Origin of the sequence: Streptomyces sp. NPDC051105 (assembly GCF_040682795.1) — a bacterium.
Lineage (GTDB): Bacteria > Actinomycetota > Actinomycetes > Streptomycetales > Streptomycetaceae > Streptomyces.
The window spans coordinates 101,524-123,299 of sequence record NZ_JBFBBR010000018.1 but is presented as its reverse complement, the minus strand read 5'-3'; the positions used below and the strand labels follow the sequence as shown (position 1 = coordinate 123,299).

The following is a 21,776-nucleotide window of genomic DNA, read 5'->3' as shown; positions in this document are numbered from 1 at the left end:
AAGATCGACAAGGACAAGGGAGAACATCGTGACCTCCATCCCCACCGTGACCCTCAACAACGGCGTCACCATGCCGCAGCTCGGCTTCGGCGTCTTCCAGGTCCCCGACGAGGAGACCACCGCCGCGGTCACCAGCGCCCTGCGGGCGGGCTACCGCAGCATCGACACCGCCGCGATCTACGGCAACGAGCGCGGCGTGGGCCAGGCGCTCGCCGATTCCGGCATCGCCCGCGACGAGCTGTTCATCACCACCAAGCTGTGGAACGCCGACCAGGGCTACGACACCACGCTCGCCGCCTTCGACGCCTCCCTGGACAAGCTGGGCCTGGACCAGGTCGACCTGTACCTCATCCACTGGCCGACCCCGGCCCGTGACCTGTACCTCGACACGTGGCGTGCGCTGGAGAAGCTGTACGCCGACGGGCGCACCCGCGCCATCGGCGTCTCCAACTTCCAGCCCGCGCACCTGGAGCGCCTGCTCGGTGCCGCCTCGGTCGTCCCCGCCGTGAACCAGATCGAGCTCCACCCGGGCCTCCAGCAAGCCGAACTGCGCGCCTACCACGCCCGGCACGGCATCGCAACCGAGGCCTGGAGCCCGCTCGCCCAGGGCGCCGTCCTCAAGGACGACGCGGTCACCACGATCGCCGCCGCGCACGGCAAGAGCCCTGCCCAGGTCGTCCTGCGCTGGCACCTGCAGATCGGCAACGTGGTCATCCCCAAGTCGGTCACCGAGACCCGTATCCGCGAGAACTTCGACGTCTTCGACTTCGAGCTCAGCCCGCAGGAGATCGACGCGCTGACAGCGCTCGACCGCGGCCTGCGCACGGGCCCGGACCCCGACACCCTCAACTAGCCGGCCGCCGGGGCCGACGCCCCACCAAGAACGACGCCCCCTTCATACCCCCCACGCAGTACCGCAGATTGAGGCACCACCATGAGCATCCGCTCCCTCCTGCCGGGCCGCATCGGCTTCGGCACCGCACCGCTCGGCAACATGTTCCGCGCCATCCCCGACGAAGAGGCCGCCGCCACCGTGCAGGCCGCCTGGGACCAGGGCATCCGCTACTTCGACACCGCGCCCCTGTACGGTGCGGGTCTGGCGGAGATCCGGCTCGGCGACGTCCTCGCCGACAAGCCGCGCGACGAGTACGTCCTGTCCACCAAGGTCGGCCGGGTCATCCTGGACGAGGTCGAGGACCCCGCGAGCCGTGAACTCGGCGAGAAAGGCGCTCTGTTCGAGCACGGCCGCCCCAACAAGATGGTCAACGACTACAGCGCCGAAGCGACCCTGCGCTCCGTCGAGGACAGCCTCAAGCGCCTCAAGACGGACCGCCTCGACATCGTCTGGGTGCACGACATCGCCCAGGACTTCTACGGCGACGACTGGATCGGCAGGTACGAAAGCGCCCGCACCGGTGCGTTCCGCGCCCTGACCCGGCTGCGCGACGAGGGCGTCATCAAGGCGTGGGGCCTCGGCGTCAACAAGGTCGAGCCGCTGGAAATGACGCTGGACCTGGACGAACCGCGCCCCGACGCGTTCCTGCTGGCCGGCCGCTACACGCTGCTCGACCACTCCCGCGCCCTCCAGCGCCTGCTGCCGGCCGCGGCCGAGCAGGACGTCGACATCGTCGTCGGCGGCCCCTACAGCTCCGGCATCCTCGCCGGCGGCAGCCACTTCGAGTACGCCGAGGCGCCCGCCCCCATCGTCGACAAGGTCGACCGGATCAAGACGCTCGCGCAGCAGCACGGCATCGGCATCAAGTCCGCAGCCCTCCAGTTCGTGCTGGCCCACCCGGCCGTCGCCGCGGTCATCCCCGGCGCGACCCGGCCCAGCCGTATCGCCGAGGACCTCGCCGCGCTCGTCCAGGACATCCCGTACGCCTTCTGGAAGGCCCTGCGCGAGCAGCAGATCATCGCGCACGACGCGCCGGTCCCCCTGAAGGAGCCGTCATGACCGCCGCCCGCATCACCCTCGACGTGCAGCAGCCCGCCGACCGGGTCTGGCAGCTCATCGGCGGTTTCGGCTCCCTGCCCGACTGGCTGCCGTACATCACGGAGAGCCGGCTGAGCGAGGGCGGTCGGCTGCGCACGCTGACGAACGCCGACGGCGGCGTCATCGTCGAACGCCTCGAAGCCTTCGACGAGACAGCCCACGGTTACACCTACTCGATCGTGCAGGCCCCCTTCCCCGTGACGGGCTACCGCTCCACGCTTCAGGTCGTCGACCGCGGGGGCGACGGATCCCGGGTGGAGTGGTCGGGCACATTCACCCCGGACGGCGTCACCGACGCCGAGGCGACCGCACTCTTCGAGGGCATCTACCGGGACGGCCTGGCCGCCCTGGCGGCGACACTCGCCGCCTGACCGGACGGGCGGCAGCCGACGCGAGGGGCCGGGATCCCAGCGATCCCGGCCGCTCGGTCGTTTTCCGCGGTGGAGCCGTTCTTGTATTGGGTGGCACGCGCGCTGTTATTGGGTGGCACGCGCGCTGTCGTGCTGCCAGCATCTGGCGGATGCTCACCCTCACCGATGATCTCGGCAGCCTCTCCTACGTCGTCGCCGGCGACGGACCCCCCGTCGTACTCGTGCATGCCGGCGTCGCCGACCACCGCATGTGGGACGCGATCGTCCCCGACCTGACGAAACGGCACACCGTCATCCGGTACGACCTGCGCGGCTTCGGGGAATCCGCACCACCGGCCGGCCCGTTCAGCGAGACCGACGACCTGCGCCGTCTCCTGGACCACCTCGGCCACGAACGTGTCCGGCTCGTCGGCGCGTCCTGGGGCGGCCGCGTGGCCGTGGACTTCACCCTCACCCACCCCGGCCGGGTGCACTCCCTGGCGCTTTTCGCCCCGCCCTGGCCCGGCTACCACTGGTCCGCGGACATGGTCGCGTACGACGAGGCGGAAACGGCGGCCCTGGCCTCGGGCGACCTGGACGCCGCCGTCCGCACAAACCTGGACATGTGGCTGCGCGGGCCGGCTCGGCGTTGGGAAGACGTCCCCGCCGGACTGGCCGACCAGCTCCGCGGCCCGATGCGGACGTCCCTGGTGAACCAGAGCGTGGTCGCGAAGCACTCCCAGGGCGCCACCCCCGGCGACATCGCCGTCATCTCCGTTCCCACCCTGGTCGGGATCGGCAAGCTGGACGTCGCCGACTTCCAGGACATCGGCCGACGCTACGCCTCCGAGATCCCCGATGCCACGCTGGTCGAGTTCGCCACCGCCGCTCATCTCATCGCGCTGGACGCGCCCGCCGAACTCACCGAACAGCTCGGCCCGTTCCTCGCCCGCTAGGGCACATCGGGGTGCCGTGCGTCGTCTGTCGCCCGTGCAGGTGACACCGGCGGCAGGCGCTCAGCTCATCCCAGGAAGCTCACCCTCACCTGACGGTTGACATTGGAGACGTTGGTGTCGACCAGGCACACCGACTGCCAGGTCCCCAGTGCCAGGTGGCCGTCGATCACCGGAAGGGTGGCGTGCGGGGGCACGAGGGCCGGGAGGACGTGGTCGCGACCGTGACCGGGGCTGCCGTGCCGGTGCTGCCAGCGGTCGTCGGCGGGAAGCAGGGTGTGCAGGGTGGCCAGCAGGTCGTCGTCGCTGCCGGAGCCGGTCTCGATGACCGCGATCCCGGCCGTCGCGTGCGGCGTGAAGATGTTCAGCAGGCCGTCGCGGCCGGTCGCGGCCTCGCGCAGAAAGGCCTCGCAGTCGGCGGTGAGGTCGACGACCCGCTCGCGGGTCCCGGTGGCGACGTGGAGCACTCGTGTGGTGAAGACATCCGGCATTCCCCCATCCTTACCCATCCTCGCCCTCCACCCGCCCCGCAGGGCCGCCGGCGCGGTCGACCGTGCCGGGAAGATCCCCGCCCGGCCCCCTGTTGGTAGAAACGTGAACAACGTGCGCGAGGTCGAGGTAGTCGTCATCGGCGCTGGTCAGGCGGGCCTGTCCAGCGCCTATCATCTGCGGCGCACCGGTTTCGAGCCGGACCGCGACTTCGTGGTCCTGGACCGCTCCCCCGCCCCGGGCGGCGCCTGGCAGTTCCGGTGGCCGTCGCTGACGTACGGCAAGGTCCACGGGATGCACGCGCTGCCGGGCATGGAGCTGACCGGGGCCGACCCGGCGCGGCCGTCCGCCGAGGTCATCGGTGAGTACTTCGCGGACTATGAGCGCACCTTCGACCTGCGGGTACGACGCCCCGTGAACGTCCGCGCGGTCCGCGAGGGCGACGGCGGACGGCTGCTCGTGGAGACGGACGCCGGCGACTGGTCGACGCGGACGCTGATCAACGCGACCGGCACCTGGGACCGCCCGTTCTGGCCGCGCTACCCGGGCCAGGAGACCTTCCGCGGGCGGCAGTTGCACACCGCGCAGTACGCCGGGCCCGAGGAGTTCGCCGGGAAGAAGGTGGTGGTGGTCGGCGGTGGGGCCTCCGGCACCCAGCATCTACTGGAACTCGCCCCGTACGCGGCCGCCACCACCTGGGTGACCCGGCGGCCGCCGGTCTTCCGCGAGGGGCCCTTCGACGAGGGCGCGGGCCGGGCCGCGGTGGCGCTGGTGGAGGAGCGGGTACGGCAGGGGCTGCCGCCGAGGAGCGTGGTCTCGGTCACCGGCCTGCCCCTCAACGATGCCATCCGACAGGGTCTGAGGGACGGCGTCCTGGACCGGCAGCCGATGTTCGACCGGATCACTCCCGACGGGGTGGCCTGGAACGACGGCCGGCACGGCGACGCCGACGTCATCCTCTGGGCGACCGGTTTCCGCGCCGCCCTCGACCATCTGACACCGCTGCGGCTGCGCGAACCGGGCGGCGGAATCCGCGTCGAGGGGACCCGTTCGGTCACCGATCCGCGCGTCCACCTCGTGGGGTACGGCCCCTCGGCCAGCACCATCGGCGCCAACCGTGCGGGCCGCGAGGCCGTCCGGGACATCAGGCGGTTGCTCGCCGGGGCGCCGGTCGCCGCGTGACGTACCGGCGGCTCAGCTGGAGGGCTGCGACGCCTGCGGCGACCGCTGGGCCTTCTTCTTCCGTTCCGCGTTGAACTCGGCGACGTTGCGCTGGTGTTCGGCGTAGTCGGCGGTGAACCGTGTGTCCCCCGGCTTGACTGTGACGAAGTACAGCCAGTTGCCCGGCGTCGGGTTCAGCGCGGCGCGCATGGCGTCCTCGCCCGGGTTGTCGATCGGACTGGGCGGCAGGCCCATGCGCTGGTAGGAGTTGTACGGGTTCTCGCTACGGGTGTCGTCCACCGTGGTGCCGAGGGTGCTGCGGTTGAGGCCGTAGTTGAGGGTGGAGTCCATCTGCAGCGGCATGCCGCTCTGCAGCCGGTTGAGGACGACCCGGGCCACCTTCCCCATGTCGGCCTTGTTCGCCGCCTCGGCCTGGACGATGCTGGCGATGGTCACCGCCTGGTAGACGTTCATCGCGTCGCGTTGCGCGCCGGCCGCGACAGGTGCCCCGCCGAACCGCTGGTTGGCGGTGTCGACCATGAACCGCAGCACGGACTCCGGGGTCGCGTCCTTCGCCAGGGGATAGGTGGCCGGGAAGAGATAGCCCTCCGGATTGCCCCCGGCATCGCCCGGCAGCTTCAGGCCGGCGGTGCCGACGGACCGCTTGGTGCTGCCGGCGGGAAGGGCGAGCGCCTTGTCGACGGCGTCGTAGATCTGGGACGCCCGCCAGCCCTCCGGGATGACCAGGGTGGCGGACCTGGCATCCGCGCCGTGGACCAGGGACAGCAGCGGCACCGTCACGGCGGCGCCCGCCACGACGACGCCGGCCATCGCGAGGAGGAGCCGGCCCCGGCGCGTCAGCCGGATCGCCTTCCGTCGCGTCGCCCTCGGCCGGATCGTGTTCCGTCGGACCGTGTTCCGGCGCGGAGTGTTCATCTGCATGCAGGAACGTTAGCCCGCATGTCAGTGCAAATCCGACATATCGTCAGCTTGTCGGCCCCACGTCGTCGGCTTCAGCTTGTCGGCGGAGTCGCCCACTGGCGCCCCCGGCCGCCCCGCCGCCCCGGCCGTCCCGCCGTCTCCCACTGGGCCGCCTCACCGGTTCCGGTCGGCCGCTCACCCGCCGCCTCCACCGGCTCCGCCGTCTCCACCCGGGCGTCCCGGCGCACCAGTGCCGCGTACCGTCCGTCGAGTTCCAGCAGTTGCTCGTGCGTGCCGCGCTCGGCCACGTGACCGGAGTCGAGGACGACGATCTGGTCGGCACCGCGGATCGTGGACAGCCGGTGGGCGATGGTGACGGTCGTCCGGTTGGCCGACAGGGCGTCGATGGCTTCCTGGACGGCGTGTTCGGTGCGGGTGTCCAGGGCGCTGGTCGCCTCGTCGAGAATGAGGACCGGCGGGTCGCGCAGGATGGTGCGCGCGATGGCCAGCCGCTGCTTCTCACCGCCCGAGAAGCGGTGCCCGCGTTCGCCGACGACGGTGTCGTAGCCGTCGGGCAGTGCGGCGATGTGGTCGTGGATCTGGGCCGCGCGCGCGGCCGCGTGGAGTTCCTCGTCGGTGGCGTCCGGCTTGGCGAAGCGCAGATTGTCGGCGACCGAGGCGTGGAAGAGGTACGTCTCCTGCGAGACGACGCCGACCGTGCGGGCGAGGGTGTCGAAGTCGAGGTCACGGACGTCGACGCCGTCCAGGGTGACCCGGCCGCCGGTGACGTCGTAGAGCCGGGGCACCAGGTAGCCGAGTGTGGACTTGCCCGCGCCGGTCGGACCGACGATCGCCAGGCTGCCGCCGGCCGGGACGGTGAGGTCGATGCCGTCGAGGACGGGGCCGCTCTTGTCGTCGTAGCGGAACTCGACCTTCTCGAAGCACACCTCGCCCTTCACCCGGTCGAGGTGGACCGGCTCGTCCCGCTCGGTGATGTCGATGGGCAGGTCGAGGTACTCGAAGATGCGCTGGAAGAGGGCGAGCGAGGTCTGGATCTGGACGCCGGTCTGCAGCAGGCTCACGGCCGGGCGGAACAGGCCCTGCTGGAGGGAGACGAAGGCGACGATGGTGCCGAGCGAGATCTGCGGGCCGCCCAGGTGCAGGGCCATGCCGGCGGTCCAGTAGATGACGGCGGGCATCGCGGCCATCACGATCGTGATCACGGCCATGCGCCAGCGGCCGGCCATGTTCGAGCGCACTTCCAGGTCGACGAGCTGCTCGGACTCCTCCGAGAAGGAGGCGGTGAGCGAGTCGGCGCGGCCCATGGTCCGGCCGAGCAGGATGCCGCTGACGGAGAGCGACTCGGTGACCGTGGCGGCCATCGCGGCCATCTGCTTCTGGCGCTGGGTGGTGATCTTCTTGCGCTCGTTGCCGACCCGGCGGCTGATCCACACGAAGGCGGGGAGCAGGACCATCGAGACGACGGTGAGCCGCCAGTCGAGGGCGATCATCGCGACGATGGTGGCGACCACGCTGGTCAGGTTGGAGACCAGGGAGGTGGCCGTCGAGGTGACGGTGGCCTGCATGCCGCCGATGTCGTTGGCTATCCGGGACTGCACCTCGCCGGTGCGGGTGCGGGTGAAGAAGGCGAGCGACATGCGCTGGAGGCGGCCGTAGACGGCGGTGCGCAGGTCGTGCATGACGCGCTGGCCGACGGTGGTGGATATCAGCGTCTGCAGGACGCCGAAGACGCTGGTGAGGACGGCGCTGAGGATCATGCCCAGCGCCAGCAGGCTAAGCAGTCCGGTGCGGCCCTGCGGGATCGCGGTGTCGAGGATCGCCTTCAGGAGGAAGGGCGTGGCGACCGAGACCAGCGAGGCGGCGCCGACCAGCAGGCCGACGATCGCGAGCCGGCCGCGGTAGGGGCGGAAGAGGCGGAGGATACGGCGCACCTGGCGGGGTTGTCCGGCCGAAGTGCCGTCGGGGGTCCAGTCGATCGCGTCTCGGGGCATGGCTCCTACGGAGGGTGTGGTGTGTACGGACTCACGGAGCATAGCTCACTGTTACCTATACTCACAATGAACATAGTCCTGATATTGTTCCCGTATGAGCACCCCCGATTCCGACGGCCCGCTCGCCGAGCAGTTGCTACGCCTGACCCGCCGGGTGTGGCGTATCCAGAAGCGCCACCTGCAGGGGCGGGATCTGGGCGTCACCCCGGCCCAGTCTCGGCTGCTGCGCACCCTCGCGCACTACGACACTCCCCCGCGCATGGCGGACCTCGCCGAGCGGCTGGAGGTGGTGCCGCGCGCGGTGACGACGCTGGTCGACGGCCTCGAAGCGAGCGGCAAGGTGTGCCGGGTGCCGGATCCGACCAACCGCCGGGTGACCCGGATCGAGATCACGGACGAGGGGCACGAGACCCTGCGCGAGCTGCGGGCGGCCCGCAGGTCCGCGGCCGAGGAGATCCTGGCTCCGCTGTCGGAGGAGCAGCGGGAGGTGCTGGGCGGCCTGCTGGACACGCTGGTCGACGGGGCGGCGGTCGCGAAGCGCTGTTGAGACACGACGAAGCGGCTCCCCTCCGGGATTCCGGAGGGGAGCCGCTCTGCTTCCGCACGTCAGCGTTCGGACACGGACTCCTTGTCCGGCACGTGCGCGAGCACCTCGGCCTCGGGGACCGCGACGTCGGTGACCGTGTCCTCGGCGACCGCGACTGCGGTGACCACGACGTCGGGGACCGTGTCCTCGATGACCGCGGCTTCGGTGACCACGACCTCACCGCCCAGCACCTTCTTCGCCCGCTCGACGTCCAGCGCGCCCTCCCAGCGGGACACGGCGAAGACGGCGACGCAGTTGCCGAGCAGGTTGGTGACGACACGCATCGAGTCCATGATGCGGTCGACGCCGAGCAGCAGAGCGACCGCACCGGCCGGGATCGCCCCGAGCGAGGAGGCGGTCGCGGACAGGGCGAGGAAGGCCGAACCGGGGATGCCGGCCATGCCCTTGCTGGTGAGCATGAGCACCAGGACGACGGTGATCTGCTGACCCAGGCTCAGGTCGACGCCCACGGCCTGGGCGATGAACAGGGTGCCGATGGAGAGGTAGAGCGAGGCGCCGTCGAGGTTGAAGGAGTACCCCGTGGGCAGCACCAGGCCGACCGCGTCGTCCCGGGCACCCGCCTTGCGCAGCTTCTGCATGACGCGCGGCAGCACGGACTCCGTGGAGGCGGTGCCCAGGGCGAGCAGCAGCTCCTCGCGGATGTAGCGGACGAACTTCCAGAGGCTGAGTCCGGTGACCGCCTTCAGGGCGACCGCCAGCAGGGCGACGAAGAGCGCGGCCGCCGCATAGCACAGGACGATCAGCTTGGCGTAGGTCTCGATGACACCGAGCCCGTACTGGCCGATCAGCACGGCCATCGCACCGAAGACGGCGATCGGGGCAAGGCGCATCACGAAGCCGACGATCGCGAAGATGATCTCCTGGGCCTGCTCGATGGCGGGGAGTACCTGCGGCACCCTGGTCTGGCCGAGGTGGAGCAGGGCCGCGCCCACCAGACAGGCCAGGACGAGCACCTGGAGCAGGGAGTTCTCGGCGAAGGCGCCTATGAAACTGGTGGGCAGGGCGTCGAGCACGAACTCGGTCGTCGAGGGCAGCGAGCCGCCGCCCGTCTTCGCGTCGACCGCCTTGGCGCTCAGCGTCGCCGGGTCGACATGCATCCCCGAGCCGGGCTGGACGAGGTTGGCGGCGACCAGGCCGATGACCAGGGCGAGCGTACTCGCCACCTCGAACCAGATCAGGGCCTTGAGCCCGATCCGACCGAAGGCCTTCAGGTCACCGGCCTTGGCGATGCCGACGACGACCACGCAGAACACCAGCGGGGAGATGATCGTCTTGATGAGCCGGGTGAAGCCGTCGCCGAGCGGCTGAAGGTCCGAGGCGAAGCCGGGCCACAGCTTCCCGACGACGATTCCGAGCACGAGCGCGCAGGCGACCTGCGCGAAGAGAGAGGTACGCAGCATGCGTGCGACGCGTCGCGGCAGGGACGGTACGGACTGCGGCACGGGCACTCCTAGTGGGGGTTTCGACTCGCGGAAGCCGAGCGGGACTTCTGCGACAGCGCAAGTTCTGCCATACGGAAAGCGGTTTCCGTGTCGGTCACTCTGGAGGTCTTCTTGATCCCGTCCGAGACCACCGTGTATCAGCCGTGTAAATCACGCGCCCGGTGACGCAAGGCACACCACTCGGCTCAGCAGCCGCCGCGATCCTCCGTCAGCACCCCCTGTTCGGTGGCCAGCCAACGGTCGTAGCACCCGCCGGACCCGTACAGCCGGTAGCGCTCGCTCGACGTGCCGACCGCGTGCCGCTGGTCGCGCGGCACATCGAGGGTGTACGTCGCGTCACCGCGGTAGGTGTCGTCCAGCCGCGACCAGCCGCCCCCGGGCCGGGTGACCGCCGCCCGGTCGCCGAGGGCGAGTTCGGTGCGCAGCCGGTTGTCCGCGCCGACGGTGATGGCACCGTTCATCGTGTACGTCCGGTGGGTGCGTGTCGTCCGGGGCGCCGCCCGGCCCGCCTGCACGGTGACGTTCTGGTCGTCCGTCCAGGTGGCGTCGAGCGCGTCCGTCGTCTCGCCGTCGTTCCAGCGGTGCGCCGAGGTGTTGGCCAGCGTCCGGCTGACGGTGGTGGTCACCCGGCCGTGCGAGGTGTCGACGTATCCGGAGACGGTGAGCCGGTGCCCGGCGTCGGTGTCGACCCGGTACTCCCCCGAACCCGGTGTGTATACCGAGGAGTTGACGGGGTCGGAGGACTTGGTCTCGGTGAGCTTGCCGGTGACGTGGGCGCGGTGGGCGTCCTGCCAGACCAGCACGTTCACGGGGGCGCTCCAGCCGGCCTGGCCCTCGGGCACCCCGGCGACGGAGACCTCGACCTGGTGCGGACGGCCGTCGTTGAGGAGCCCGGCGAACGGCGTCAGGTCGTATTCGATCGGCTTGACGTCGAAGGCGCGGGGGCCCGGAACGACGTACCAGAGGAAGGGGTTCGACCAGCCGCCGGTCCAGACGTTCGGGAACGGCGCGGCGATGCCGGCCGGCCTGCCGTCGACCTCGATCTGCACCTCCCGGTAGGGCCCCTTGTCCGCCTTGCAGGAGTACGACGCCGGGTCGGCCACCGTCAGGTACCAGAACTCCTCGCAGCCGCCGCCGGATCCGGTGGCGTACACCTCGGCGACGATGCGCTCGCTGTTGCGCGGGGTGGTGAGGGTGGTGCCGCCCTCCAGGGTCAGCACCTGGTCGGGGACCGTGGCCTGGGGGCGTCCCGCGTAGAAGGTGAGCGTGACCTTGACGTCGATGACGCCGGTGTACGTGTCGTCGACGACGTTGCCGATGAGCATCTCGACGTCCTGCGTGCCGCGGAAGGTGTCGCTGTAGCGGGTGACGTCCTTCTCCACGTGCCACTCGATACCGTCCGGCGAAGGCTCGGGGGTGGAGGTGCGTAGCACCTCCACGCCTCCGACGTGCAGATAGCCGAGCCGGTCGTACTGACGGCCCTTCACCTTGCCGTCGAGCCGCAGCACCACCTTGCTCCAGCGGTCGCCGCAGCCCTGGGGCGGCGTGTAGGTGCCCCGGTACGGCGTGAAGTCGCGGAACTGGGCCTCGGCCAGGGTGACTTGGCAGGACTTGGCGCCCTTGGGCACGGACACCGGCGGGGCCGCGGTCACCGGGTCGTGCCAGTCAGTGCCGAACTCCGCCGGGACGTCGGCGGCTACGGCGGCGGGGACACCCGCGCCGAGGAGCGCGCTCACCAGGAGGGCCACACCGGCGAGCCCGGCAAGCATGGACATGACGATCCGTTTTCTCATGGCCGGTGTTCTACGGGGAGTTGGCCGCCGGCCGCAATGAGGAGATCGGTCGACCGCCCCGTGACCTGTGCGGACTCCTCCCAGAGGTACAAAAAGTGCTATACGCGGATCTTGCTGCCACAGTGCTCGCATGGAGATCACGACCGCTCGCGTCCGTCGCGCGGCTCTCGCCCTAGCCCTGGGCGGTGCCGTCGCCCTCACCTGCGACGCCGTGCTCGCCGGCCTCCCGCACCGGGGCCACGGCTCCCCCGCCCCCGGCCCCTCGGCCGCCACCTCCGATCCGGCTCCGGCGCCCGGCGCTCCGGGCATCGGCGATCCGCTGATGCCGCTGGACGGCAACGGCGGCTACACGGTGGACCGTTACACGCTCGACTTCGACTGGCAGGCCCCCGGGGCGCCGTTCGCGGCCGGAGCCACCATCAGCGCCACCGCCACCCAGGCCCTGTCCCGCTTCGACCTGGACTTCGCGGGCAACACCCTGCACAAGGTCACCGTCGACGGCGCACCGGCCACCGCCGTACGGGACGGCGACGAACTCGTCGTCACGCCCGCGCGGCCGATCCCGCGCGGCCGCGCGTTCGCCGTCCGCGTCACCTACACCGCCGACCCCACCCAGCGCCGGCAGCGCGGCGACGCGATCCGGGAGTACGGCTGGGTGCCCACCGCCGACGGCACCCTGCTCTGTGCGCAGCCCGACGGCGCCAAGCTGGTCTTCCCGGTGGACGACCACCCCAGCCTGCGGGCGCCGGTCACCTTCCGCATCACCACCCCCGCGGGGCTCCGCGCGGTGGCCAACGGCCGGCTGGTCGAACGCGTCCGGCGGCCCGGTGGACGCGTGCGCTGGACGTACGACTCCGAGGAGCCCCTCGCGGCCCAGCTGATCCAGGTGGCGATCGGGAAGTTCACGGTCGTCGACAGCACGGGCCCGCGCGGGCTGCCCGTCCGGGACGTGGTACCGGACGGTCTGGTCGCGGACACCGAGACCGACCGCGCACTCACCCCGGGACACCTCACCTGGCTGGAACGACGGCTCGGCCCGTACCCGTTCCGCCGCTACGGCGTGCTGGTCGGGGACACCGATCTGCCGGTGGCGCTGGAGACGCAGTCGCTGTCCCTCGTACCCAAGGACGACCTGCTGGGCGACCGGGTCGACGCCGAACGCAATCTCGTCCACGAGCTGACCCACCACTGGACGGGGGACAGCGTCGCCCTGCGGCGGTGGTCCGACCTGTGGCTGAGTGAGGGTCATGCCCGGTTCTACGAGCGGCTGTACTCCGAGGAGCACGGCGGGGTGAGCATGGAGGACGCCATGCGGGCGGCCTACGAGCAGCACGACCAGTGGCGGCACGACGACGGAGCGCCCGCCGAGCCGACGGAGCCGACGCTGTTCAAGGCGATGCGGTACGACGGCTCGGCGCTGGTGCTGTACGCCCTGCGGGAGAAGGTCGGTGACGAAACGTTCGACCGGATCGAGCGCACCTGGGTGACCAGGCACCGGGGCCGCGCGGCCGGCACCAAGGACTTCGTGGCGCTCGCCTCCGAGGTCGCGGGCGAGGATCTGACGCCCTTTCTGACGCCCTGGCTGTACGGGCCGGACACCCCGCGCATGCCCGGCCATCCCGACTGGCAGGTGAACCCGGTCGAGGACTGAGTCCGGGACGGTGGGCGGCCGCTCCTCGGGCGCCGATCCGCTGCCGCCGACCGGGTGGCCTCTGCCGGATCGCTGGTCCACCCGGTTGACGTTCGGCGCGCCGTGCCGCGCCGGACACGGAAACGTACGAGGGGTGACGTTAAGGGCCACCTTTTTGCCCTGGTTGCGACGAGCGTGGTTGGAGACCCTCAGCAAGCGGTTGGAGACCCTCCGGTATGAGAAGAACTGTCGCCCCACGTGTGCCCGGCGCCCAGCGGACCTGCCGGCTGACGGCCTGTCTGCTCGCGACGGCCGCTCTGCTGCCACCGCTGCTGATCCTGCCGGCGTCGGGCGCCGACGAGGCGGAGGACCAGCGCCTGCAGAACGCCTTCACCGATGCCGCCCGTGAGTTCCACGTGCCACGCAGTGTGCTCCTGAGCGTGTCCTACATGCAGTCGCGCTGGGACTCCCACCCGGGTACCCCCAGCGTCGCGGGCGGCTACGGGCCGATGCACCTGGTGGAGACCGGCGGCGGCCGCGCCCCCGCACCGGCGGCCGCGCCGACGGCGCCGAACAGCCGTAAGAACAGCTCCGTCGAGGGGACGGCGTCCGCCTCGGGCGGGCACGCCGTGCGGCCGGCGGACCTGGAACGTGCCGCCCGGCTGATCAAGGCCCCGCCCACGGAGCTGCGGACGGACGCCGTCGCCAACGTACGCGGCGGCGCGGCCCTGCTGGCCGCCGCGCAACGTCATCTCGGCAAGCCGCTCAGCGAGGACCCGGAGGACTGGTGGCAGGCGGTGGAACGTTTCCCCGGCACCCGTGACGTCACCTCGGCCACGACGTACGCCGACGACGTCTTCGCCCTGATCCGCCGGGGGGCGCACCGGACCACCGCGGAAGGCCAGGAGGTCACGCTCCCCGCCAGCCCCGGCGTCCGCGCGCACCCCGGCCCCCAGGTCCCGCGCCGGCCCAAGGAGGTCGAGTGCCCTGCGGAGCTGTCCTGCGACTGGCTCGCCGCACCCTACGAGGAGATCGACGAGGACGGCGACTACGGCAACCACGACCTGGCCGACCGGCCCCGGGACCAGAAGATCGAGTACATCGTCATCCACGACACCGAGTCGACGCTGCCGAACATGTTCAAGACCGTGCAGGACCCGACCGAGGCGTCCTGGCACTACTCGATCCGCTCCAGCGACGGCCACGTCACCCAGCACGTCAGGACGAAGGACGAGGCCTGGCACTCCGGCAGCAAGTTCGTCAACGGCCGTTCGATCGGCATCGAACACGAAGGGTTCCTCACCCACCCCGGCACCTGGTACACGGAGCAGATGTACCGCTCCTCGGCCCGCCTGGTGCGCTTCCTGGCGAAGAAGTACGGCGTCCCGCTCGACCGGCAGCACATCTTCGGCCATGACAACGTGCCGGCCCCGACCGGCGACAGCATCCCCGAGATGCACGAGGACCCCGGCCCCTTCTGGGACTGGCAGCACTACTTCGACCTGCTCGGCGCACCGCTGAAGGCCACGGCCGGACCGGACAGCGACATGGTGATGATCCTGCCGGACTACGCCACCCACAAACCGCGGTACACCGGGTGCGAGGGCGACGGAAAGCGGTGCCGGCCGCACGGCTCCAGCGCCGTCCGCCTCCACACCGAACCGGCCGACGAGGCCCCGCTGATCCAGGACCCGGGCCGCAGGCCGGACGGCGACGAGTCCACCGAGGACGTCAGCGACCTCGGTTCGCGCGTCTCCACCGGCCAGACCTTCGCCGTCGCCGACCGCAGCGGCGAGTGGACGGCGATCTGGTTCCAGGGCAACAAGGCCTGGTTCAAGAACCCCAAGGACCACCCGACGGCCGTCGGTGCGAGCGGCCGCATGGTGACACCCAAGGCGGGTCTGGACGAGATCCCGGTGTACGGGCGTGCCCTGCCGGAGGAGGAGGCCTACCCGGAGGGAATGGAGGAGGAGACCGACTCGCCGCTCCCGTACAGCCTCCGGGCGGGCCAGCGTTATGTGACGCAGTCCGGCGTCGACAGTTCCTATGTCGACAGATCGACCTTCTCCGGCACGCCCCAGCCCGTGGTCCTGGGCCAGGAGAGGTACTACGAGATCCAGTTCGGCCACCGGCTCGCCTACGTCCGGGCCAACGACGTGGACCTGGTGCACGCGAGCACCGGCTCGGCGGGGGCGCCCGAGCAGCAGTCCGGCCCGGCCGGCCGGTGACCCCGCGCGGCACCCGAGGTCTCGTCAGGCCGGCAGATCCGCCCGCCCCCCCCTCACCACGACGGGATCGCGGTCCGGGTCGAGCGTGCGGAGCAGGAACCGCATGGCCTCCCCGGAGAGGCTGATGCAGGCCGAGGTGCCGCTGCCGTGGTCGAGGTGCGGCCGGATGCCGCCGCCCTGCTCGGCGCCCCAGGGGCGGGTGACGTCGGGCGGCGGTGCGCCCCGCAGCCGGTCGCAGTCGATGGCGATGACGTAGTCGAAGTCGTGCTGATACGCCGAGTGCCAGTAGTACGGGGGCGGGTAGGCGTCCACGTCGTGCGTGCAGGAGAGCCGGCTGCCCGGGGCGGGGAGCACACCGCCCGCGTCGGTGACGGTGAACACGCCGACCGGGCTGCGGGCGCTCAGGGTCATGAGGACGGCTCCGAGGGCCATCGCCGTCACGGCGGTCGCATGCCGAACGCTCTCGATCTGCACCCGGCCGTCCTGGCACCCCATATGCGTCCATCGGCTGAATTTCCGGACCTGGACCCCGTGTGGGGCGGCAAGCCCTGGCCGGAAGACAGCGGATTCCGCCGGTCGTCCGGGAAAACCGTTTGATTTCGACCACGCTCCGACGCGAACCTTTCACGGCTTGTCGCCACCTTCCCCCGACACGAGCCGCTGGGACGTCATGCACATTCAAGATCTTCCGTACTCCGATCCGGGCGTGCCGGACGCACGCTCGGGTCCTCGCTTCCTGTGGTGGCTCGGGCGGAACCAGCTGGGTGGCCAGCTCAAGGCGCTGGCCTGGGGACTACTGCACTTCGTGGCCGTCTCCGCGCTCCCCTTCTGCGTGGGGCTCGCCGTCCAGGCCGTCGTCGACCGCTCAGGCACCCGGCTGGCGCTGACGGGCGGTCTGCTCATGCTGTGCGGCACGGCGATCGCCGTCGGCGACACCTTCCTGCACCGGGCCGCCGTCACCAACTGGATCACCGCCGCCGCCCGCGTCCAACAGCTGCTCGCCCGCAAGGCCGCCCACTTGGGCTCGGCGCTGACCCGGCGGGTGGCGGCCGGGGAGGTGGTCGCCGTGTCCACCGGCGACGTCGAGAAGATCGGCTGGTTCGTCGAGGCGGTCTCCCGGTTCACCGCGGCCGCACTCACGGTCGTCGTGGTCGGCGTGGGGCTGCTCTTCTACCAGCCCGCGCTCGGCTGGGTGGTCGCCGCGGGGCTGCCGCTGGTGGCGCTGGCCGTGCTGCCGCTGTTGCCCCGGGCGACCCGGCGCGCCGACTTCCAGCGCGCGAAGGCCGGCCGGGCCACCGAGCTGGCCTCGGACACCGTGGCGGGGCTGCGCGTGCTGCGCGGCATCGGCGGCGAGGACCTCTTCCTCGACCGCTACCGCCGTGCCTCCCAGGAGGTGCGGCGGGCCGCCGTGCGCAGCGCCCGGATGTGGTCCCTGATCGCCGCGATCCAGGTTCTGGTGCCCGGGCTGCTGCTGATCGCGGTGGTCTGGCACGGCGTCCACCTCGCCCGGCAGGGCCGGGTCACCGTCGGCGAACTGGTCACCGTCTACAGCTCGGTCATGATCCTCAACTACCCGTTGCAGCACTTCACCGAGATCGCCATGGCGTACTCCTTCTCGCGCCCCTCGGCGCAACGGGCCGCCCGCGTGCTCTCCCTGGAACGGGCCACCGACACCGGCGGCTCGCGCACGGACGCGGTGCCGGACGGCGACCTGTACGACCCGGAGACCGGTCTACTGGCGCCCGCGGGCCGGCTGACCGCCGTGGTCTGCGGCGACCCGGACGCGGCCGGCCACCTCGCCGAACGACTGGGCGGCCACCCCGCCGAGGCCGCCACCTCCGTGCTGCTCGGCGGCGTACCGCTCGACGAACTGCCTCTCGAGGCCGCCCGCACCGCGGTGCTCGTCCAGGACAAGGACCCGGTGCTGCTCTCCGGTTCACTGCGAGAGCTGCTCGACGTGCCGGCCTCCGGCGCCGTGCGGGCCGAGGACGCGCTGGCCGCCGCCCAGTGCGCGGACGTCCTGGAGGCCCTGGTCCAGGGCTCGTTGGACGTCACCGACCCGCTGGACGCCCGGATCACCGAGCGGGGCCGCTCCCTGTCGGGCGGCCAGCGCCAGCGGCTCGCGCTGGCCCGGTCGCTGATCACCGACCCCGAGGTGCTCGTCCTGGACGAGCCGACCTCCGCCGTCGACTCGCACACCGAGGCGCGGATCGCGGAGGGCATCCGCGAGGTGCGGGCCGGCCGTACGACCGTGCTGTTCACTTCCTCACCGCTGCTGCTCGACCGGGCCGACCGGGTCGTCCTCGTCCACGAGGGCGAGGTCGGGGCGGTCGGCGTGCACCGCGAACTGGTGCGCACCGAGCCCCGGTACCGGGCGGTGGTGACCCGGGAGACGGACGACGAAGCCGCCCTCCGGAACACGAGGGACCAGGACGGCGCGCTGCGAGGCGGCGCACTCAGGGAGAAAGAGACCGCGCCGCGGAACGGCGCGCTGGAAGAGATCGAGGAAAGCGCATGATCGGCGTCGCACCACCGGCGTACGACCCCGCGGCCCCGACGACGGCCACCACCCTGCCCATCGGCGCCACCTCGACCGTGCGCGCCTACGTGGCCGAGCTGTTCCGCCGGCACCGCGGGGCCTTTTCCGTCCTCATCATGGTCAACACGGTGGCCGTGATCGCCTCCATGGCCGGCCCGTACCTGCTCGGCGGACTGATCGAGCGGGTGTCGGACGGTGCCCGTGAACTCCATCTGGGCCTGACCATCGGCCTGTTCGTGCTCGCGCTCGCCGTCCAGGCCATCTTCGTGCGCGAGGTACGGCTGCGCGGCGCCGTGCTCGGCGAGCGGATGCTGGCCGACCTGCGCGAGGACTTCCTCGTCCGGTCCGTCGGGCTGCCGCCGGGCGTCCTGGAGCGAGCGGGCACGGGCGATCTGCTGTCCCGGATCACCACCGACATCGACCGGCTCGCCAACGCCATGCGGGAGGCCGTGCCGCAACTGTCGATCGGCGTCGTGTGGGTGGTGCTGCTGCTCGGCGGCCTCGTGGTCACGGCGCCGCCGCTGGCCGCCGCCGTGCTGCTCGCCCTGCCGATCCTGGTGATCGTCTGCCGCTGGTACTTCAGGCGGGCACCCTCCGGCTACCGCTCCGAGGCCGCCGGGTACGCGTCCGTGGCCGCCGCCCTCGCGGAGTCCGTGGACGCCGGGCACACCGTCGAGGCGCACCGGCTCGGCGCCCGGCGCATCGCCCTGTCGGAACGCCGGGTCAAGGAGTGGACGGCATGGGAGCGCTACACGCTGTGGCTGCGGTCGGTGCTGTTCCCGGCCATGAACGCCACCCACACCACCGTGCTGGGCTCGGTGCTGATGATCGGCGGCGTCCTCGTCCTCAATGGCCGGCTCGACGTCGGCCAGCTGACCACGGGCGCCCTCATCGCCCAGATGCTCGTCGAGCCGGTGAACCTGATCCTGCGCTGGTACGACGAGGTCCAGGTCGCCCAGGTGTCGCTGGCCCGGCTGGTCGGCGTCCGGGACATCGAGCCGGACGCCGGTGACGCCTCGCTGGCCCCCGACGGCCGGCAGGTACACGCGGACGACGTCCGCTTCGGCTACCTGCAGGGCGTCGATGTGCTGCGCGAGGTCTCCCTGGAGGTCGCGCCCGGCACCCGGCTCGCCCTGGTCGGCCCCTCGGGCGCGGGCAAGTCCACCCTGGGCCGGCTGCTCGCCGGGATCTACGCGCCCCGCGACGGCCGGATCACCCTCGGCGGCGCCGAGCTGTCCCGGATGACCGCCGAACGGGTCCGCTCCCATGTCGCCCTCGTCAACCAGGAGCACCACGTCTTCGTGGGCTCCCTGCGCGACAACCTGCTGCTCGCCCGGACCGGCGCCGAGGACGCCGAACTGTGGGCGGCCCTGGGCGCGGTCGACGCGGACGGCTGGGCGCGGGCCCTGGAGCAGGGCCTGGACACCGAGGTCGGCTCCGGCGGCCTCACGCTCACCCCGGCGCAGGCCCAGCAGATCGCGCTGGCCCGGCTGGTGCTGGCCGACCCGCACACCCTGGTCCTGGACGAGGCGACCTCGCTCCTCGACCCGCGCGCGGCCCGCCATCTGGAGCGGTCCCTGGCCCGGGTCCTCGACGGCCGCACCGTGGTCGCCATCGCCCACCGGCTGCACACCGCCCACGACGCCGATGTCATCGCCGTGGTCGAGAACGGCCGGATCAGTGAGCTCGGCAGCCACGACGAGCTGGTGGCTGCCGACGGCGCCTACGCGGCGCTGTGGCGGTCGTGGCACGGGTGACCGGCCGTGGCACGGGGTGCGCGTCGCAGGTCGCGCCCCGTGCCGTTGCGCGGGTACGAGCAGGGGTGGAAGGGTGGAGAGCGGCACCGGTTCGGGGACGGGCCGGGAACCGGAGGGTTCGCGGCGCGTGTGGCCCGTGCCGAGCGTGCCGGCGGCCCGCCCCTCGGACCGCCGCCTCACCCCCTGGAGGTAGCCGTGACCACCGCCGACGGATGGGGGGACGACGTCTACCAGCCCGACGGATCCGAGATCCGCGAGGACACCGGAGTGCTCGACGTGGAGGACACGCTGGAGTCCGACGGCGTCAGCGATCCCCTGGACCGGGGCTGGTCCCCGCCCGAGCGGCCGTGGGCCGTGGAGCACACCGGGGTGACCGCGGCGGAGGGCCACCGGGGGGAGACCCTGGACCAGCGGCTCGCCGAGGAACTGCCCGATCCGGTCGCCCCGGACGGCGACGGCATCGGCGACTGCCAGGGCAGCGACGGCGAACTCCTGGACAACGAGGTCGGCGATCTGCGCTCCGGCCGCCTCGTGGCTCCCGACGAGGGGGCGCACGAGGACGACGAGAACGGTCTCGTCGCCACCGACGTCGGCATCGACGGCGCCGGGGCGTCCGCCGAGGAGGCCGCGATGCACATCGTCGACGAGGACACCACGTACGGCTGACACAGGACTCCCCTGCTCGACCGCCCCGACCGCCCTGTTCGCCTTGTTCGCCTTGTTCGAGGAGCCGCCATGCAGCAGGACAAGCACCCCGACTACCACCCGGTGGTCTTCCGCGACCGCGCCGCCGGGTACGCCTTCCTGACCCGGTCCACCGCGACCAGCGACCAGACCATCGACTGGGACGACGGCCAGACCTACCCGGTGGTCGACGTGGAGATCTCCTCGGAGAGCCACCCCTTCTACACCGGGAAGGCCCGCACGGTGGACACCGAGGGCCGCGTCGCCGCGTTCGAGCGACGCTACGGGGGTGGCTCGGGGCAGACCAGCTGACCCAGGAGCTCCTGGAGCCCCTGCGGTCAGATCACGTTCAGGGCGGCCGCGCAGCCTATGCCGCCCAGCACCATGAACACGGGCATCAGCACCTTGAGCTCGACCCAGCTGCCCGCGCGGAACCGCATCACCTTGGGCGGCCCCAGCGGGTACCAGCGCTTGCGACCGATGGGGATGGGCCACAGGATCGGGCAGCCGGAGACGGTCAGCGCGTCCCCGATGTCGTGCACCAGCGCCCCCAGCACCACCGGCAGCCCCAGCCACAGGTACTCCTGGCCGGGCTGGGTGAACAGCCAGTCCGAGCCGTTGCCCGGCTTGTCCAGGACGCCCGCCAGGATCCAGGCGCTGGTCCCCGCGAGCAGCCACACCAGCACGTCGCTGCTGGAGCCGCGGGCGGCCCGCCACAGCAGGCCTTCGATCGCCAGCACCATGTGCGCGAAGAGGATCGCCAGCACTGCCCAGCGGCCGCCGAGGATGGCCGCGGCGGAACAGCCCCCGCCGATCAGCGCCGCCCACACCCAGGTGTGGGTCAGCGTGCGGTGCCCGCCGGAGCGGCGCGGGTCGCCCGGCTTCCGGGTCGCCTTGTAGACGGCGTAGGAGACCTTGTCGACGATCTCGCAGAGCCACCGCGACAGCGGTCCGAAGGCGCGCGAGATGGTGGCGGCCTTGTGGTCGAGGTCCGGAGCGAGCGCGGCGCCGGCGCAGATCAGGGCCCCGACCAGGAGCACCGGCCAGGGCATCCCGTGGCCGGCCGCGGCGGCCGCGGCTCCGACGCCGAGCCAGGCGGCGGCTCCCGACAGTGAGTGTGCTGGTCCCATCATGGCCGCTGTCCGCCCCATTCCTCGTGTGCCGCTGTCCAGTTGACCGGGTGCGATGACGCTCCGTCGGCGACACAGCATAGGGGT

19 protein-coding genes are annotated in these 21,776 nt (G+C 71.6%); 12 read left to right on the top strand and 7 right to left on the bottom strand.

The features are described from left to right. The first annotated feature begins 28 nt into the window (after positions 1-28). From AB0N16_RS34805 to AB0N16_RS34790, 4 genes are all read left to right on the top strand, one after another. On the top strand, positions 29-853 hold the full coding sequence (locus tag AB0N16_RS34805; protein WP_365803810.1) for an aldo/keto reductase: 825 nt from the start codon (positions 29-31) through the stop codon (positions 851-853). Positions 854-934: 81 nt separating this feature from the next. After that, positions 935-1,954 carry an aldo/keto reductase gene (locus AB0N16_RS34800; RefSeq protein ID WP_365803808.1) on the top strand — a complete coding sequence of 340 codons (1,020 nt, stop codon included), beginning with the start codon at positions 935-937 and terminating at the stop codon, positions 1,952-1,954. Continuing rightward, positions 1,951-2,364: an SRPBCC family protein gene (locus tag AB0N16_RS34795; protein WP_365803806.1), complete on the top strand. Its 414-nt coding sequence runs from the start codon at positions 1,951-1,953 to the stop codon at positions 2,362-2,364. Before AB0N16_RS34800 ends, AB0N16_RS34795 begins: the two co-directional genes overlap by 4 nt. Positions 2,365-2,513: 149 nt before the next feature. Further along, positions 2,514-3,299 (top strand): alpha/beta hydrolase, encoded by a 786-nt coding sequence (locus tag AB0N16_RS34790; RefSeq protein ID WP_365803804.1) that lies wholly within the window; start codon positions 2,514-2,516, stop codon positions 3,297-3,299. 65 nt (positions 3,300-3,364) lie between these two features. Here the strand turns inward: AB0N16_RS34790 and AB0N16_RS34785 are convergent, their stop codons facing one another. Further along, entirely contained in the window at positions 3,365-3,787 is a 423-nt protein-coding gene (locus AB0N16_RS34785; RefSeq protein WP_365803802.1) for a secondary thiamine-phosphate synthase enzyme YjbQ, read from the bottom strand. Positions 3,788-3,890: 103 nt separating this feature from the next. On the opposite strand from AB0N16_RS34785, the gene AB0N16_RS34780 reads away from it, so the two are divergent. Then, entirely contained in the window at positions 3,891-4,967 is a 1,077-nt protein-coding gene (locus AB0N16_RS34780; protein ID WP_365803800.1) for an NAD(P)-binding domain-containing protein, read from the top strand. A gap of 12 nt (positions 4,968-4,979) precedes the next feature. On the opposite strand, the gene mltG is transcribed toward AB0N16_RS34780, so the two are convergent. Together mltG and AB0N16_RS34770 are read right to left on the bottom strand one after the other, a co-directional pair. Beyond that, positions 4,980-5,888: an endolytic transglycosylase MltG gene (gene mltG, locus AB0N16_RS34775; protein ID WP_365803798.1), complete on the bottom strand. Its 909-nt coding sequence runs from the start codon at positions 5,886-5,888 to the stop codon at positions 4,980-4,982. A gap of 71 nt (positions 5,889-5,959) precedes the next feature. Next, positions 5,960-7,879: an ABC transporter ATP-binding protein gene (locus AB0N16_RS34770; RefSeq protein ID WP_365803796.1), complete on the bottom strand. Its 1,920-nt coding sequence runs from the start codon at positions 7,877-7,879 to the stop codon at positions 5,960-5,962. Positions 7,880-7,973: 94 nt separating this feature from the next. Here AB0N16_RS34770 and AB0N16_RS34765 point away from each other — a divergent pair, with 94 nt between their 5' ends. Then, a complete protein-coding gene (locus AB0N16_RS34765; protein WP_365803794.1) occupies positions 7,974-8,426 on the top strand; it encodes a MarR family transcriptional regulator in 453 nt (150 codons plus the stop codon). A gap of 59 nt (positions 8,427-8,485) precedes the next feature. Here AB0N16_RS34765 and AB0N16_RS34760 read toward each other — a convergent pair whose 3' ends face one another. Beyond that, a complete protein-coding gene (locus AB0N16_RS34760) occupies positions 8,486-9,928 on the bottom strand; it encodes a cation:dicarboxylase symporter family transporter (RefSeq protein ID WP_365803792.1) in 1,443 nt (480 codons plus the stop codon). Positions 9,929-10,113: 185 nt separating this feature from the next. Further along, entirely contained in the window at positions 10,114-11,721 is a 1,608-nt protein-coding gene (locus AB0N16_RS34755) for a peptide-N4-asparagine amidase (protein ID WP_365803790.1), read from the bottom strand. A gap of 130 nt (positions 11,722-11,851) precedes the next feature. On the opposite strand from AB0N16_RS34755, the gene AB0N16_RS34750 reads away from it, so the two are divergent. Both AB0N16_RS34750 and AB0N16_RS34745 read left to right on the top strand, forming a co-directional pair. Then, positions 11,852-13,372 (top strand): M1 family metallopeptidase, encoded by a 1,521-nt coding sequence (locus AB0N16_RS34750; RefSeq protein WP_365803788.1) that lies wholly within the window; start codon positions 11,852-11,854, stop codon positions 13,370-13,372. 215 nt (positions 13,373-13,587) lie between these two features. After that, the gene (locus AB0N16_RS34745; protein ID WP_365803785.1) at positions 13,588-15,579 is read left to right on the top strand and encodes a peptidoglycan recognition family protein; all 1,992 of its coding nucleotides are present in this window, start codon (positions 13,588-13,590) and stop codon (positions 15,577-15,579) included. 24 nt (positions 15,580-15,603) lie between these two features. On the opposite strand, the gene AB0N16_RS34740 is transcribed toward AB0N16_RS34745, so the two are convergent. After that, positions 15,604-16,053, bottom strand: coding sequence for a hypothetical protein (locus AB0N16_RS34740; RefSeq protein WP_365803782.1), 450 nt, complete (start codon positions 16,051-16,053; stop codon positions 15,604-15,606). A gap of 196 nt (positions 16,054-16,249) precedes the next feature. Between AB0N16_RS34740 and AB0N16_RS34735 the strand changes: the two genes are divergently transcribed. The 4 genes from AB0N16_RS34735 to AB0N16_RS34720 all read left to right on the top strand — a co-directional run bounded on the left by AB0N16_RS34735 (position 16,250) and on the right by AB0N16_RS34720 (position 20,871). Further along, a complete protein-coding gene (locus AB0N16_RS34735; RefSeq protein ID WP_365803916.1) occupies positions 16,250-18,097 on the top strand; it encodes an ABC transporter ATP-binding protein in 1,848 nt (615 codons plus the stop codon). After that, positions 18,094-19,875 carry an ABC transporter ATP-binding protein gene (locus tag AB0N16_RS34730; protein ID WP_365803780.1) on the top strand — a complete coding sequence of 594 codons (1,782 nt, stop codon included), beginning with the start codon at positions 18,094-18,096 and terminating at the stop codon, positions 19,873-19,875. Before AB0N16_RS34735 ends, AB0N16_RS34730 begins: the two co-directional genes overlap by 4 nt. Before the next feature lie 195 nt (positions 19,876-20,070). Beyond that, on the top strand, positions 20,071-20,541 hold the full coding sequence (locus AB0N16_RS34725; protein ID WP_365803778.1) for a DUF5709 domain-containing protein: 471 nt from the start codon (positions 20,071-20,073) through the stop codon (positions 20,539-20,541). A gap of 69 nt (positions 20,542-20,610) precedes the next feature. Continuing rightward, positions 20,611-20,871 (top strand): type B 50S ribosomal protein L31, encoded by a 261-nt coding sequence (locus tag AB0N16_RS34720; protein ID WP_365803776.1) that lies wholly within the window; start codon positions 20,611-20,613, stop codon positions 20,869-20,871. 26 nt (positions 20,872-20,897) lie between these two features. On the opposite strand, the gene AB0N16_RS34715 is transcribed toward AB0N16_RS34720, so the two are convergent. Beyond that, entirely contained in the window at positions 20,898-21,692 is a 795-nt protein-coding gene (locus AB0N16_RS34715; RefSeq protein WP_365803774.1) for a metal-dependent hydrolase, read from the bottom strand. Positions 21,693-21,776: the final 84 nt, after the last annotated feature.